The sequence below is a fragment of the Nocardia abscessus genome, from assembly GCF_015477775.1.
GTDB lineage: Bacteria > Actinomycetota > Actinomycetes > Mycobacteriales > Mycobacteriaceae > Nocardia > Nocardia abscessus_A.
In genome coordinates this window covers 626,628-640,899 of the sequence record NZ_JADLQO010000001.1, presented here as the reverse complement: position 1 = coordinate 640,899, position 14,272 = coordinate 626,628, and the positions used below count along the sequence as shown (strand labels likewise).

The 14,272-nt window shown below is 68.4% G+C and carries 13 protein-coding genes; 5 read left to right on the top strand and 8 right to left on the bottom strand.

All coding sequences use genetic code 11. The features are described 5' to 3' along the window. Nucleotides 1-34 precede the first annotated feature (34 nt). Complete coding sequence (locus IU450_RS03090; protein WP_195148223.1) at nucleotides 35-712, top strand: class I SAM-dependent methyltransferase; 678 nt, start codon at nucleotides 35-37, stop codon at nucleotides 710-712. 54 nt (nucleotides 713-766) lie between these two features. On the opposite strand, the gene IU450_RS03085 is transcribed toward IU450_RS03090, so the two are convergent. Then, the gene (locus IU450_RS03085) at nucleotides 767-3,139 is read right to left on the bottom strand and encodes a lysylphosphatidylglycerol synthase transmembrane domain-containing protein (RefSeq protein WP_195148222.1); all 2,373 of its coding nucleotides are present in this window, start codon (nucleotides 3,137-3,139) and stop codon (nucleotides 767-769) included. A gap of 269 nt (nucleotides 3,140-3,408) precedes the next feature. On the opposite strand from IU450_RS03085, the gene IU450_RS03080 reads away from it, so the two are divergent. Together IU450_RS03080 and IU450_RS03075 are read left to right on the top strand one after the other, a co-directional pair. Beyond that, nucleotides 3,409-4,308 (top strand): polysaccharide deacetylase family protein, encoded by a 900-nt coding sequence (locus IU450_RS03080; protein WP_195148221.1) that lies wholly within the window; start codon nucleotides 3,409-3,411, stop codon nucleotides 4,306-4,308. A 20-nt stretch (nucleotides 4,309-4,328) separates the two neighbouring features. Further along, entirely contained in the window at nucleotides 4,329-5,198 is an 870-nt protein-coding gene (locus tag IU450_RS03075; RefSeq protein ID WP_195148220.1) for an SDR family NAD(P)-dependent oxidoreductase, read from the top strand. A gap of 7 nt (nucleotides 5,199-5,205) precedes the next feature. Here IU450_RS03075 and IU450_RS03070 read toward each other — a convergent pair whose 3' ends face one another. Beyond that, on the bottom strand, nucleotides 5,206-5,976 hold the full coding sequence (locus tag IU450_RS03070; protein WP_228833924.1) for an SDR family NAD(P)-dependent oxidoreductase: 771 nt from the start codon (nucleotides 5,974-5,976) through the stop codon (nucleotides 5,206-5,208). Continuing rightward, the gene (locus tag IU450_RS03065; RefSeq protein WP_195148218.1) at nucleotides 5,963-6,751 is read right to left on the bottom strand and encodes a 2OG-Fe(II) oxygenase; all 789 of its coding nucleotides are present in this window, start codon (nucleotides 6,749-6,751) and stop codon (nucleotides 5,963-5,965) included. The genes IU450_RS03070 and IU450_RS03065 overlap by 14 nt, the downstream gene beginning before the upstream one ends. A gap of 86 nt (nucleotides 6,752-6,837) precedes the next feature. Here IU450_RS03065 and IU450_RS03060 point away from each other — a divergent pair, with 86 nt between their 5' ends. Then, nucleotides 6,838-7,437, top strand: coding sequence for a GDSL-type esterase/lipase family protein (locus IU450_RS03060; protein ID WP_195148217.1), 600 nt, complete (start codon nucleotides 6,838-6,840; stop codon nucleotides 7,435-7,437). A 142-nt stretch (nucleotides 7,438-7,579) separates the two neighbouring features. Here the strand turns inward: IU450_RS03060 and IU450_RS03055 are convergent, their stop codons facing one another. Further along, nucleotides 7,580-9,070: an ABC1 kinase family protein gene (locus tag IU450_RS03055; RefSeq protein ID WP_228833923.1), complete on the bottom strand. Its 1,491-nt coding sequence runs from the start codon at nucleotides 9,068-9,070 to the stop codon at nucleotides 7,580-7,582. 105 nt (nucleotides 9,071-9,175) lie between these two features. Between IU450_RS03055 and IU450_RS03050 the strand changes: the two genes are divergently transcribed. Then, nucleotides 9,176-9,952 (top strand): GntR family transcriptional regulator, encoded by a 777-nt coding sequence (locus tag IU450_RS03050; protein WP_195148216.1) that lies wholly within the window; start codon nucleotides 9,176-9,178, stop codon nucleotides 9,950-9,952. A 327-nt stretch (nucleotides 9,953-10,279) separates the two neighbouring features. Here the strand turns inward: IU450_RS03050 and IU450_RS03045 are convergent, their stop codons facing one another. The 4 genes from IU450_RS03045 to IU450_RS03030 form a co-directional block, all read right to left on the bottom strand. Beyond that, complete coding sequence (locus tag IU450_RS03045) at nucleotides 10,280-11,404, bottom strand: NAD(P)H-dependent flavin oxidoreductase (RefSeq protein ID WP_195148215.1); 1,125 nt, start codon at nucleotides 11,402-11,404, stop codon at nucleotides 10,280-10,282. A gap of 217 nt (nucleotides 11,405-11,621) precedes the next feature. Further along, nucleotides 11,622-12,965, bottom strand: a complete 1,344-nt coding sequence (locus IU450_RS03040; RefSeq protein WP_195148214.1) for a WS/DGAT/MGAT family O-acyltransferase — start codon at nucleotides 12,963-12,965, stop codon at nucleotides 11,622-11,624. A gap of 133 nt (nucleotides 12,966-13,098) precedes the next feature. Continuing rightward, a complete protein-coding gene (locus IU450_RS03035; protein ID WP_324197505.1) occupies nucleotides 13,099-13,764 on the bottom strand; it encodes a class I SAM-dependent methyltransferase in 666 nt (221 codons plus the stop codon). Nucleotides 13,765-13,785: 21 nt separating this feature from the next. Then, nucleotides 13,786-14,223, bottom strand: coding sequence for a nuclear transport factor 2 family protein (locus IU450_RS03030; RefSeq protein WP_195148213.1), 438 nt, complete (start codon nucleotides 14,221-14,223; stop codon nucleotides 13,786-13,788). Between the last annotated feature and the right edge of the window lie 49 nt (nucleotides 14,224-14,272).

Here is a 14,272-nt window from a genome sequence, read left to right as displayed (position 1 = left end):
GGTCGGCGGCGGGATACCGGCCGATCCTGAACTCATGTCCGGAAACGAACCCCAGTCTGCCACCGATTCGCACACCGACGTCGGTGTGCTGCTCACCCAGCCGCGCCGCTACCGCGCGTTCAAGTCCGCCTTCCTGCTCGGCCGCGCGGGTCGTCTGAACGCCCGGCTCGCCGCCCTGACCGATCCGGCGCCCGGCGCCGACGTCGTCGATATCGGTTGCGGTCCTGGCGACCTCGCTCGCGTGCTGGCGCGCCGCGTCGGCCGGGTGACCGGTGTCGATCCGTCGCCGCAGATGATCGATTACGCGAACGCACGCTCCCGCGACCTGGCGAACTGCCGATTCGAACTCGGTACGGCGCAGGCGCTTCCCCTGCCCGACACCTCCGCCGATCTGGTGACCTCGACCTTCGTGATGCACCACATTCCCGCGGCACATCGTGGCGATGCCGTCGCGCAGATGTTCCGGGTGCTGCGGCCGGGCGGTCGGCTGTTGCTCGCCGACACGCATCCGACCGACCCGTTGCTCTCCGCCGCCGTGCGCGTCATGGCGCGGTTCGCGGCCCACCGCACCCGCGACACCGCGCACGACGATCCCCTGGCGGCCATCGACATCCGACGGTATCGAGACTTGCTGTGCGCGACCGGATTCGAGGACGTCCGATTCGTCACGGTGCGTCCCGCGACCGCTGTCCTCCTGGCAACCAAGCCATGAAGGACGAAGCCCGTCCACGACCCGCGCCGGGCCGAGCCAAGGCGAGGCAGCCGCCTAGATGAGATCCCTCTTCGCCATCCAGCGCATGGTGGCCCACCCGCAGAACACCGGGAGCCAGCAGGTCAGCACCCGGTAGAGCAGCACCGAGGGCACGGCGATGTTCGCGGGCAGGCCGAAGGCGGCCAGACCGCCGATCAGCGCGGCCTCGACCGCGCCGACACCGCCCGGGGTCGGCGCGGCCGAGGCCAGGGTGCCGCCGATCATGGTGACGATGGTGACAGTGATGAAGGTGGTGCCGCCGCCGAACGCCTCCACGCTGGCCCACAGCGCACCGGCGAGACCGAGGGTGATCGCCGCGCAACCGAGCACGATCACCGCGAACCGCTTGGGGTCGCGAGCGAGGGCGGCGAGCTCGCCGAGAACTTCCTGCAGCTGCGGCCGGACCGCGTTGTTCAGCCAGCGGCGCAGTTTCGGCACGAACATGAACGTGCCGACGATGCCGACGCCGACACCGGCGAGCAGATACAGCACCGTGGCGTCCGGGACGAAGTGCGACAGGTCCGTCGAGGTGCCCGCCAAGATGCTGAACGCGAGCAGCAGGCTGACGTGGGTGATCACCTGCACGGCCTGTTGCAGCGCCACCGCTGCCGTGGCGCGCACCGCGCCTACCCCGCCCTTCTGCAGGAAGCGCACGCTCAACGCGAGCCCACCCACCCGCGCGGGGGTCGTCGTCGCGGCGAAGGTGTTCGCGATCTGCATGATCACCAGGTTGCGGAAGCTGACCGCGCCGGACGCACAAGCCCACAGCGCCGCCGCCGCGCCCACGTAGGTCAGGGCCGAGACCATGAGCCCGAGCAGCGCCCACCACCAGTTCGCCGTTCGCAACTGGGTGAAGAAGGTGGGCACGGCGCTGATGAACGGATAGGCGACGTACACCAGCGCGATCAGCAGGACCAGCTGGATGATCTGGTTGCGGGAGAACCGGGTGATCTGCTCGGCCGCGATCCGATCCTGACCGGTCTGTTTGCGCACCTCGTCGCGGGCGTCGGACAGCGCGGACTTCCATTCCGGGACCGCTTTGCGGATCCCGGTCGGTATGGCCGACTTGGTCAATCGCCTCGCCGCGGCGAGCACCCGCGCTTCGCCGAGGGTTTCGATCGCCGCCCGAACCGCGGGTTCCTTGCCGAAAGTCGCGGTGGTCGTCACGAGCAACTGGGCGATGTCGGACTGCAGCTGCGCCTCGGACGCTCCGTACTCGGCGTTGCCGAAGCCGCCGAACAGCGTCGCGCCGTCCGCGACGCGGATGTCGGCCGGCCGCAGGTCGCCGTGCGCGATCTGCTTCTGCTGCAAGGTGTCGAGTGCTCGCCACACCTCGGGCAGCACGTCGGCGGACTGGTCGGTGATCGCCGTACCGCAGGGCTGGGTGCGCGCGTACAACATCCAGCCACGCGACAGCGCGGCGACCGCGACGGGGGCGCAACTGGCGAGCCCGAGGTCGCCGACGGCGACCGTCATCAGCGCACGGTGCTCGACCGCACGGTGCATGGAACCGTGCATGGCCGCGGTTTCACTGGAGCGGAACGTGAGCCAGCGCCACAGCTGCCGCAGCGCGCCGAAACTGCGCTGGTTCTTGCCGAACATCTCGATCACCAGCTCGCGTTCCGGCCCTTCGGTGGCGGCGGCGAGCACCAGCGGCCCCCGGCCCGCCGGATGCACCACCGTGATACCGGTGACCGTGTGACCGCGTCTCGCGAGCAGACGGACGGCGGCATCGAGGGGAACCTCCAGCGCGGGCGTGCCCACCACGAGCACGATCACCGCGCCGACCAACCACCCGACCGCAAGGCCGAACATCGCTCGCGCGGGCACCACCGTGCTGACCACGAGATGGATCGGAGCGAACGCGAGCAACAGGAACCACAGCCAGCGGCGCGGGCGGATGGGCAGCCACGGGCTGGCGACCGTGAGCATCGCGGCGATCATCGCGATCCAGCGCGGGTCATCGAGGAACTGGGACAGGAAAGTGTCCAGCCGATCCGGCACCTGCAGATGCCATTTCGGCGCGGACAGCCCGGTGCCGGTGATGGACAGCAGCAGTCCGGCGACGGCCCCGGCCGCGGCGTAGCCTGCCAGCAGCTTCCACTGCCTGCCGATGATCAGCTCGATCAGGATCGCGAACGGCAGCGCGAGAATCGCCATGCCGTAGACCAGGTACACCAGGTTCGCCTGGTCCGGATTGAGGAAATTGACGATGGTGGAGACCGAGCTCTCCAAGGCCAGCCATTCCGGGCGGGTGATCAGCGAGGCCGCGATCACGACCGCCACCCACAGCGATGCGAGGACTACCCGGACGATGTCACTGGTCCGCCGGATCAGTGGCTGTAGCAGGCTGCCCGTGACCGGGATCTCCCGCCCGTCCACTCGCATGCTCGCCCGCCTCTCCGGGTATCTAGGCCGTACTGGTCGGGTGGCGCCGGACCGAGACGCAGGTCCTGCGTTGCGCGCCACTCCTGTTCTGGGCGTACCCGGTGAGTTACCCATGTGCGTACGAAATCAGTTGGTACGTTCGCTGCACGATACCGGCCGATGCGCTCGACGAGTTGCCCGTGGTGTCGGGCATCGGCCACCCTGGTGTGCCCTATCTCACTCTTCTCGAGGTTGATCCTCACATTAGTGTCAAGTTCGAGCATGGGGGCATGGACAACGAACTCTTCGACTACAGCCCGATCGTCGACCGCCCGCCGCTGCGGTGGCCCGGCGGCGCCCGGGTCGCGTTCTATGTCGGGCTGAACGTCGAGCACTACCAGGTGGACCGACCGTCCACGAGCATCTTTCCCGGCACCGCAGGGCTCGCGCCCGACCCGCTGAACTACGGCTGGCGCGACTACGGGCCGCGCGTCGGCATCTGGCGGATCATCGAGGCGCTCGACCGGCACGGCATCCGCGCCAGCGCGCTGCTCAATTCCGACGTCGTCGAACACAATCCGCAGATCGTGACGGCGGGGGTGCGCCGGAACTGGGCGTGGCTCGCGCATGGGAAGAACAACTCCGTCTTCCAGGCGGACCTGCCCGCGGACGAGGAGCGCGCGTATCTCGCCGACGTGGTCGCGACCATCGAGCGCGCGACCGGCCGCAGGCCGCGCGGCTGGATGGGGCCCGCGCTCACCGAGTCCTTCCGAACCCCCGCGCTGCTGGCCGAACTCGGCCTCGGCTACGTCCTCGACTGGACCAACGACGACCAGCCCTATCCCCTGTCGGTACCCGGCCTGCTCAGCGTCCCCTATTCGGTAGAGCTCAACGACAACACGCTTTTCCTCGGCAAAGCCACCAGCGGCCCGGACTTCGTGCGGATCGTCCGCGATCAGCTCGACCAGCTCTACGCCGAGTCGGCCGACAGCGGGCGGGTCATGGCGCTGGCCCTGCACCCGTTCGTGATCGGGCAGGCCTTCCGGATCAAATACCTGGATCAAGCGCTCGAGTACGTGGCCGCCCACCCGGGAGTATGGCTGACCACCAGTGACGAGATCGCCGAGCACTACTCGGACGCGTCGATACTTGCCGAACAGGCGCGAGCCGAAGACGATCGGGTCACGTAACCGATGCTCGGGAGGCAGGAATGGCAGCGCAGGACCAGGTACAGGAGAAGGACCTCACCGGCAAGACGGTGGTGGTGACCGGTGCGAGCTCGGGTATCGGCGCCGCTGCGGCGCAGCGGCTCGCGGCACGCGGCGCCACCGTCGCGGTCGTCGGGCGATCGCCGGAGCGGACGGCCGAGGTGGCCGCGAAGGCGGGCGCTGAGCCGTTCGTCGCCGACTTCGCCCGGCTCGACGACGTGCGCAAGCTGGCCGATCAGCTGCTCGACCGGTACCCCCGGATCGATGTGCTGGCCAACAACGCAGGCGGCGCGTGGCCGAAGCGCACGGTCACCGACGACGGCAACGAACTCACCTTCCAGGTCAACCACCTGGCGCCGTTCCTGCTGACCAACCTGCTGCTGGAGCGTTTGACCCGGTCCGAAGCCAGGGTGGTCAACACCGCGAGCATGACCTACCGGATGGCCAAGCTGAACCTGGACACGGCCAACGCGGCGACGGGCTCGTTCAGCCAGCTCGGAGCGTACGGCACGTCGAAGCTGGCCAACATCCTGTTCACCAGGGAGCTGGCCCGGCGCACCGCCGGCACCGGGATCACCACTGCGGCTTTCCATCCCGGGGCCGTCGCCACCCACGTCTACGACCGAGCCCCGCTCGGCCTCGGCTGGTTCATCCGGTCTCCGCTGTCGCGCCCGTTCTTCATCCGCCCGGACAAGGGCGCCGAACCGCTGGTGCACCTGGCCACCACCGCCGACGGTGCGGCGATCAACGGCCAGTACTTCCATCGTTTCGAGCTGGAGCCGCCGCGCAACAAGCAAGCGACCGACGCCGATCTCGCCCGGCGGCTGTGGACGCTGTCCGAGCGAGCCACGGGGCTGGACGCGAGCGAATAGCCCGCGGCTAGGGTTCGGCGTCGTCGAGCCGCAACGAGGAGCCGTCCGCCCGGTCCAGCTCGACGCCGACGCCGTACACCCCACCGGATCGGTCGCTCGCGTCGAGTTCCACGATCGCCCGCGCGACCAGTTCGGTGGGGACCAGGACGGGGAACGTCGTCGGCGCGATGGCGTTGACGCGCACGCCGAACTCGGCGAACTCGGCGGCGATCGAGCGGGTCAGCTGGTTGAGCGCGGCTTTCGATGCGGAGTACAGGGTCTGGCCCGGGTAGACCTCGGACCCGGAAATGCTGGAGACGTTGACGATGTTGCGGTTGCGCGCGCGATTCTCGGAGCCCGCGTGCAACCAGCAGCGCTGTGCCAGTCGCGCCGAAAGACGCAGCGGCACCGCGACGTTCAGCCTGAAATGGGGATCGAAGTCGTCCAGCGCCGCGTCGCCGTCGACGATGCCGCGCGGATGCAGCCGAACGTGCGCCGCGTTGTTCACCAGCAGGTCGACCCGGCCGAACCGGGCCAGCGCCAGGTCCACCACCCGTTCCACTTCGTCCGGCTCGGTCAGATCGGACCGGACCACGAAGACGCGTGCGTCGTTCTCCGGCACCGCGGCCTCCGGCGCCAGCGGATCGACGTACCACTCCAGCTGCGAGGGCACCGCGGGTGTGCGCGTGCGGCACACCGCGACGATGTCGTAGTCGCGGTAGTAGGCCTGGCAGAAGGCGTCGCCCAGGGTGCCGCTCGCGCCGGTGAGCAGGCAGACACGGCGTTCACCAGTGGACAATCTTGTCTCCTCCCCAGCGCCCTTCGGCATCCGCCCTCGTGCGATGCACCCACATCACCACGCAGTTGCGGTCGCGGACGTTGTTGCCCGCGAAGGTATGCCAGCTGCGCGGTGTGACCTCGAACAGCAGCAGCGAATTGTCCAGCGGCGGGACGAGAACCACCGACGGCAGCGCGGATGCGTCGGCGACGTGGTCGTAGAGCGCGGTCTCGCCGCCGTCGCCCGGCTGCCACCCAGGATTGCCGAGATAGAACAGCACCGCCACGGCCCGCACGGTCTCGCGGGCGAGGACGCCCGCCGCCCGCGCCCCGGTCTTGGTGTCGACCGTGCTGTCGGGCAAGCGCACCTCGTCGCAACCAGGCGGCGGCCCGGGAAACCAGGCCGGGTTGAGATCGTTGTGCGGCCAGCCGAACGGGCTGCCCGGCCCGTGATGGTGCACCGAGCCTTCGACGTCGCCGGTCGCTTCCACTCCGCCGAGCCGGGCGACCAGGTCGTGCCACTCCCGCGAGCCGAACACCCCGAGCGGACCGTCGCGCAGGTCGGCGAACCGGATGCCGTCGGCGCTGTAGCCGGCGGCGACGGTGTCGAACAGGCCGGGGCGCTCCCGGCGTACCCGCTCCAGTTCATCGGCCATCCGCTGGTAGAACTCGGGAACGAAGACGTCCCTGGCGTAAACGTGCGGGAACGGGTGGGTGCGGCGGATCCAGCGCCGATGGGCGAACAACTCCGCGAACCACTGCGGCGGCGTCGCGAGTCCCGGCTCGCTTGTCACCATAACTCCCTCCCGGTCGAACCCTCCGCGATCATATTGCCCGCGGGCGGTGCGCGCGGTCCGGTCTCGGCGCTGCGAGGATCGTGCGGGTGAGCCGTGATCTGCGTGTGTGCTTTGTCGGAGACTCGTTCGTCGCCGGTGTCGGCGACCCGCGCGGCCTGGGCTGGGCGGGCCGGCTCACGTCCGCCGCGTATGCGCGGGGCGTGCCGTCGACCGCCTACAACCTCGGGGTGCGCAGGCAGACCTCGGCCGAGATCCTGGCGCGTTTCAGGGCCGAATGCTCGCCCAGGCTGCCGGAGGGTGTGGACGCCAGGGTCGTGCTGTCGTTCGGAGTGAACGACGCCATGCACGAGAACGGCGGCCCGAGGGTGGGTCCCGAGGAATCGCTGGCCAACCTGAGCGAGCTGCTCGCGCAGGCGGTCGAACGAAACTGGCGGGTGTTGCTGGTCGCTCCGCCGCCGATCGCGGACGCCGAGCACAATGCCCGGACCGCGGCGCTGGACGAGCGGTTCGCGCGGGTGTGCGCGGCGGCGGACGTGCCGTACGTGCGCGTGCACCAGCCACTGCGCGGCAATCCGGTGTGGTGTGCGGAGGTACGCGCGGGCGACGGTGCGCATCCGGGGGCCGCGGGCTATGACGAGATGGCGGCGCTCATCGCGCCGGATTGGCACGCGTGGTTGTCGCGGTGACGCGCCTGCGCCGGACCAGCGTAGACAGCCGGAGTCAGCCGGAGTCAACTGTCTGGGACGGTATGGGACGGTGATCTTTCCAGTGTTCATCCCGCTCGCTACGCAGCATATCGAATACGCTTGCCTGCCTTGCTGATCGGGGTCACCCGATCGGCAGCTCCCGCTCGCCCGTATCGAGCCGCTGCCTCCGTACGGCGGCCAGGTCAACCGTCGGCGGGGTGGTATCCGGCTCCTCGACCACGGTGAGCGCTTCGCTCAATTGCGGTAGCCAGCGCACGATTTCGTCGCGAAAGGAGCCTTCGGTCTCCAGTTGGCCGAGCACGCCGACCAGCGTGAGGAACGAGCGCGCGAACGGCGTGAAATAGGCGGGCATGGTCATCTGCCGGATCACGTTGGTCAGGCGAGGGTTCGTGGTGCGCAGCACCTGTCGGCGTAGCCAGCGCGTGGTGAGCCGATAGGTCGTGTGCCGGAGCGGCTCACCGCACGGGGTGATCGCGGCGTAGAGCGCCTCGCTGTCGAAGGCCCGCCCCGTTTCCACGAAGCCGTGCCTGCGCGTGGCCGCCGCCAGATCCCCTGGCCCACCCCGGAAGATCGCCTTGCAGCAGTCGAGCGTCAGTTCGTCGAAACCCGCGGGCGGCCACGCACAGCACGCGCCGAAATCCATTACGCCGAGCCTGCCGTCGGGCAGCACGCGGAAGTTGCCCGGATGCGGATCGGCGTACAGCAGCCCGTGCCTGCCCCAGCCCGAGGTCACGAAGCGGACCATGAGCATGCCCACCCGGTCGCGCTCGGCCTGCGTGCCGGAGGCGACGATGCGGGGCACCGGCGTGCCGTCGATCCATTCGCTGATCAGGACGTCACCGTGCTGGGCAACGACATCGGGCACATAGAGGTCCGGATCGCCGGCATAGGCGGCGGCGAAAGCTCTCTGATGATCGGCCTCGGCCGCGTAATCGAGTTCCCCGGTGACCGACGCGCAGATGGCTTCGGTCACCGATTTCACGTCCGCGCCGGGCAGGAATACCGATGCGAGATAGGAGATCCGGCGCAGGTGGTCCAGATCGCGCTCCACCGCCTGCCTGCCGCCGGGGTACATCACCTTGACCGCGACCGGCCTGCCGTCGTGCCACACCGCTCTGTGCACCTGCCCGAGCGAGGCCGAGGCGGCGCGGCGATCGTCGAATTCGCGGAAACGGGAACGCCATTGGGCGCCCATGCTGTCGGCCATCGCGGCATGCACCGTGTGCGGCAGCATGGCGGGCGCGGCGTCCTGCAGCCTGCTGAGCGCGATCCGGTACGGCTCGGCCAGGTCCGGCGGCAGCGCCAGCTCGTAGATGGCCAACAGCTGCCCTAGCTTCGCGGCGCAGCCTTTCAGCTCGCCGAGCACCTCGAAAATGTGCTGTGCGGTGCGGAGCTGGATGTCGCGATTGACTTCTTCGGCCGATCTGCCGAGGGCGCGTTTGCCGACGCCCGCGGCCTGCCGCCCGGCGAACGCCATCGGCAGCGCGGCGAGCTTCGCGCCACGAACAACGCCGTGAACAGGAGGTTTACCGTGCGACCGCGACGCGAAAAGCCGGGATCGCCTCCCCGTCGCCCCCTCCTCGGGGCGCTCTCCGAAGGGCCGGATGGTCATGACTCACCTCACAGTCGCGCGGACCAGTGTGACACACGTGCAGTACTGCACAGTAGGGCCTAGACTGTCTGGGACGTGTTCGAAAGCAGTCGAAAGGTGACTTCGATGGGATCCCAAACGGTGGTCGCCGACGTTGCCGACGAGTTGGCGCGCCGGGTTGCCGCTGGGGAATATCAGCCGGGGGATCTCATGCCGTCGGTTCGTCAGGTAGCCGAGGAATTCGACATGAACCGCGCGACCGCGCAGCTGACCTTGGGCCGGCTGGAGTCGTACGGCTTCGTCGAAGCCCGGCGCGGCAAGGGATTCACGATTCGTGATGTCCGGGAGGCGGGCGGCGTCGAGGTGTACCGCCAGCTGTTCCGGTTCTCGATTCCCATGCCGGACATCGCGATAGAGATGTTCCGCGACATCGTCGACGTCGAGCGCAATCTCGTGCTCGAGGCGCTGCTCGGTTACACCGGTCACGCGCAGCGGATCGATTCGGCCGAAATGAAAGCCATCATCGACGAACTCGAATCGATTGCTCGTCAAGATGTTCCGGACCTGCGTCAGATTCTGGCGCTCGAGGTCGCGCTGGTACGCAGGTTGCTTACCGTGCTCGGTCTTCCTATGCAGCGCGCGATCATGAACTCGATCGGCGAGATGGTGCTCGAGGTGCCGGAGGCGGTCGAGGCGTACTTCGCGGGCGCGCCGGACCTGCACGTGCTGGTCTGGCGGGCACTGGCCGCGGTGTGGGATTCCGGCTCCGGCCCGAGCGAGGCGCAGTTGGCGCTGTTCGAGGATCTGTTCGGCATGTACCACGAGAAGGTCATCGCGCGGTTCGACGAATTGGTGGCCGCGGCCGAGGAGGGCGACGGCCGGTCCCACGCCGCCACCGCGTAGCTCTCGTACACCGCACAGTGCGTCTGAGACGGTTTTGGTCAGTTGTCCGTGATCTGTCCAGGCGATGCCAGGAAGTCGACATGGCCGCATAGTTCGTCGGCATCGTCTGTCCCAGACAATGCCGGTCGAAACCCGGATGCGACGGTGGGCGACCCACGGGTGGCCGCGCTGCCCAGATCGATTCCGGCCCCAGCGAATTCACCTGCGCTGCCGCGAAATCACGCCGACGGTGAAGGTCGGTGATCGCACGAGCAGAGCGAGGGAACCAGGTGGGATGCCTGCGGGCGTCCCGCATGGCATCGCCGCCCCGGACTCGGCGCTCGGGCCTCAGATCCCGCCGTTGAGCTTGTTCAGGCGCTCGCACGCCTCGACGTACTCCTGGATCAGCCGATTGACCACGTCGGCGGAGCGCTCGACCCGGTTCATCATGCCGACGATCTGGCCGACCGGATTGAAGTTCACGTCCTTGGCGGCCTCCGGGTAGCGGTGGCCACGCTTCACACCGTCCAGCGCGACCATCATCTGCAGCGGCATCGGCAGCGGATCGGGGGTGTCGGCCTGCTCCCACGCCTCGGTCCAGTCGTTGCGCAGCATGCGGGCGGGCTTGCCGGTCCACGCGCGCGAACGAACGGTGTCGTGGCTGGTGGCGTCGATGTAGGTCTGCATCTGCGCGGGCGGCACGTTGGCCTCCTCCACCGTCAGCCAGACCGAACCGGTCCACGCGCCCGCGGCGCCCATCGCCATCGCGGCGGCCACCTGGCGGCCGTTGCCGATACCTCCCGCGGCCAGCACAGGCAGGTCGCCGACTGCGTCGATGACCTGGGGCCACAGCACCAGCGAGGAGACCTCGCCGCAGTGGCCGCCGCCCTCGGTGCCCTGGCAGACCACGAAGTCCAGGCCCGCTCGCTTGTGGTTGAGCGCGTGCTTGACCGAACCGCACAGCGCGCCGATCAGCCTGCCGGAGTCCTGCACCTGCTTGACCACGTCCTCGGGCGGGGTGCCGAGGGCATTGGCGACCAGCTTCGCCTTCGGATGCCGGAGAATCACCTCCACCTGCGGCCCCGCCGTGGTGGAGGTCCAGCCGAGCAGTTGGTTGTGGTGTTCGCCGTCCGGCAGCTGGGGCACGCCGTGGTCGGCGAGGATCTTCTCGGCGAAATCACGGTGTCCCTGCGGGACCATCTCGGCCAGCTTGGCTTCCAGTTCCTCGGGCGACAGGCCGTCGATGCCCTTGCCTTCGTACTTGGAGGGGATCACCAGGTCGACGCCGTACACGCCCTGTACGTGCTCGTCCAGCCAGGCCAGTTCGACCTCGAGCTGCTCGGCGGTGAAGCCGACGGCGCCGAGCACGCCGAGTCCGCCCGCGTTGCTGACCGCGGCCGCCACGTCGCGGCAGTGGGTGAAGGCGAAGATGGGGAATTCGATCCCGAGCCGTTCGCAGATTTCGGTACGCATGGCGTGCTGGTCTCCCTAACTGCTCCGCCGCGAACGGCGCGGCGCAGGTGTACTAGAACGAGTTGCATAATTGCCGGTGGGTACGACGGGGCCGCTACACGTCGAGTTCGCCGCGAGCCGCTGATATCGCCATGAAGCGGCTGCGGCGTCCGCAACGGGCCTGCGCACCATGCATCGACAGTAACACGTTCTAGTTTTCTGCGGAATGCGTCGAGTGTCAGACGGCGGCGCGCTCCAGCTCGGCCAGCGAGGACTCCAGGTGATCGAGCAGGCGGGGCAGTTGCGGCACACTGCGGCGGCAGCCGACCAGGCCGAAGTCGAGATTATCCGCGTTGGAGGTCAGCGTGATGTTCACCGCCTGGCCGTCGAACGGGATCGACAGCGGATAGCTCGCGTCGAGCCGGGCGCCGTTCCAGTACATCGGTTCGCGCGGCCCCGGTACGTTCGAGATGACGATGTTGAAGGTCGGATTGGTCCACGGAATCAGCGCGGGCACGAGATTGAGGGCGAGCGGGCTGAGCATCAGCGCCGACAGCGCCATCGTCTGGTTGGACGACAGCGTGCGGTAGACGTCCTTGCCGTCCCGCATCGACGCGCTGACCACCTGCAGGCGGTCGAGCGGATCGGCGATGTCGGTGCCGAGGTTGCACAGCACCGCCCCGACCTTCACGCCGTTGGTGTCGTCGTCGTCCTCGGCGCGCAGCGACATCGGCACCATCGCGATCAACGGCTTGTCGGGCAGGGCGTCTCGCTCGATCAGGTACCGCCGCAACGCGCCCGCCGACATGGTGAGCACCACATCGTTGAGCGTCGAGCCGGTCGCCTTCTTGACCTGCTGCAGCCGATCCAGCGACCAGGACCGGACCGCCGATCGGCGCGCGCCCCCGATCGGCACGTTGAACATCGTGCGCGGAGCCGCGAACGGCAAGCTCAGCTGCTGCCGCAGCAGAGCGGTACGGGCAGCGCGCAGCAGCGAGGCGCCGGACGCCGCCGCGGAGACCAGATTCCGGGCCGCGCCCCCGGCGCCGGTCGCCGCCCTGCGCCTGCCATGCGGCAGATGCCACGGCACCCGGGTGGCGCTGGAGGCCGGATCGCTGGTCAGCGTGCGGCGCAGCAGGCGCTGTGCGGAGACGCCGTCGATCAGCGCGTGATGCATCTTCGAGTACAGCGCGAACCTGCCGTCGGCGAGGCCCTCGATCAGATGGAACTCCCACAGCGGGCGATGCCGGTCGAGCAAAGTGCTGTGCAGCCCGGAGGCCAGATCGACGAGCTGGTGCATCCGCCCTGGCCCGGGCAGGGCCAGCCGCCGCACGTGGTAGTCGAGCTCGACCTCTTCGGCATATGTCCACGCCATCTGTGGCGCTCCGAAGATCGTTGCCGGATGCTTGCGGAACCTCTGATCGACGTCCGTGCTGCCCAAGAGTTTGTCGTGGACCTGCGCGGCGAAGTCGTCTCCGGCGCCCTCTGGTGGCTCGAATAGTTGCAGCGCTCCGACGTGCATCGGCTGTTCGCGGGATTCGGCGAGTAAGAAGACGGCATCGACCGGCGCGATGAATTCCATGATGAGTCGCCCCCTGACGACATGGTGCAAGTGTTGGATTTCAGATCGACCACGTTGTCGGTGGGCTCGTGCAGCCAGGAAACCGCCGCGACACGACGAACTTACCCGGACGGGATGGACCGTGTTCGGTGAATCACCGATCCTTCGAAGCCAGCAGGTAGGCCTGCCCGAACCGCTCCTCGGGTCCCGGCTCGCGCACCATGCGAGCGATCATCGTGAACCCGGCGGCGCCGAGCAGCCGCGCGAGCCGTTTGGGCGCCCACCGGTACGCGCGAACCACCTTATGGTCGAAAGCTTCCACCGCATCGGGCAGGTCGGCCGTTTGGAAAGCCAGCAATACGTGCCCTTTGCTCGCGAGTACCCGGTAGAACTCGTTCAACACGTGCGGCACGCGCTCCGGTGGAGTATGGATCAACGAATACCACGCCACTATGCCGCCGAGCACCTCATTGCCCAGTGGTAGCTGTTCCACAGAACCCTGCGCGAAGAACAGCTGTGGATAGTCAACGCGAGCCAGCTCCACCATTCGCGGCGAGAGATCGATGCCGAACACCCGCGCACCCAACGATGCGAGATGGCCGGTGATCCGTCCGGGCCCGCAGCCGAGATCGGCGATCGGCCCGGAACCGTTGCCCGCCACCGATTCCGTGAACGCGCCGAGCATCGCCCGGTCGAGCGTCGCGCCTGCGAGGTGGTGCCGGAAAAGCTCGGTATAGAGCTCGGCGATGTCGTCGTAGGCGGCGCGGGTGGCGGCCACATCGGCGAGTTCGTCTGCGAAGTCTTCGGTTGAATCCAGCACCCTGAACAGCGTATTACGCGCTCATACTCCCGGATCGAATGCCTGGGCGACGGCGAGACTGTCCTCGTAGACGTGGTGCCGGGTGATCAGACCGCCTTGCACCGTGAGGTGCAGAGCGAACCGCGCGCGATAGGCGCGGCCGGTGCGGCGCGCGGTCTGCCGGATCTCCCCGAGCACCACGGCGTCGGCACCGTCGACGAGCACGCGGTCGACCCGCGTGGCCACCTCCTCCGGCACATGGTGTTCGGCGATCGAGCGGAAATGCTCAGCGGCTTCGGCGCGGGTGCGACGGTGCCGGATCCACGGCGTCGCCGTCCGGCCGTGTTCCGCCTCCGGCCAATTGAGCTGCCAATCAGTGTGTTCGGCGTACAACTCGGCCACCGCTTCCGCGTCACCGGAACCGATTCGCCGCAACAACTCTTCGACCACCGCTCGAGTGGCGGGCACGGTGACTGACACGAGGGGTCCTTTCGAAGCTCTGCCGCGCGATCGTGCGGCGCGTTCCCCA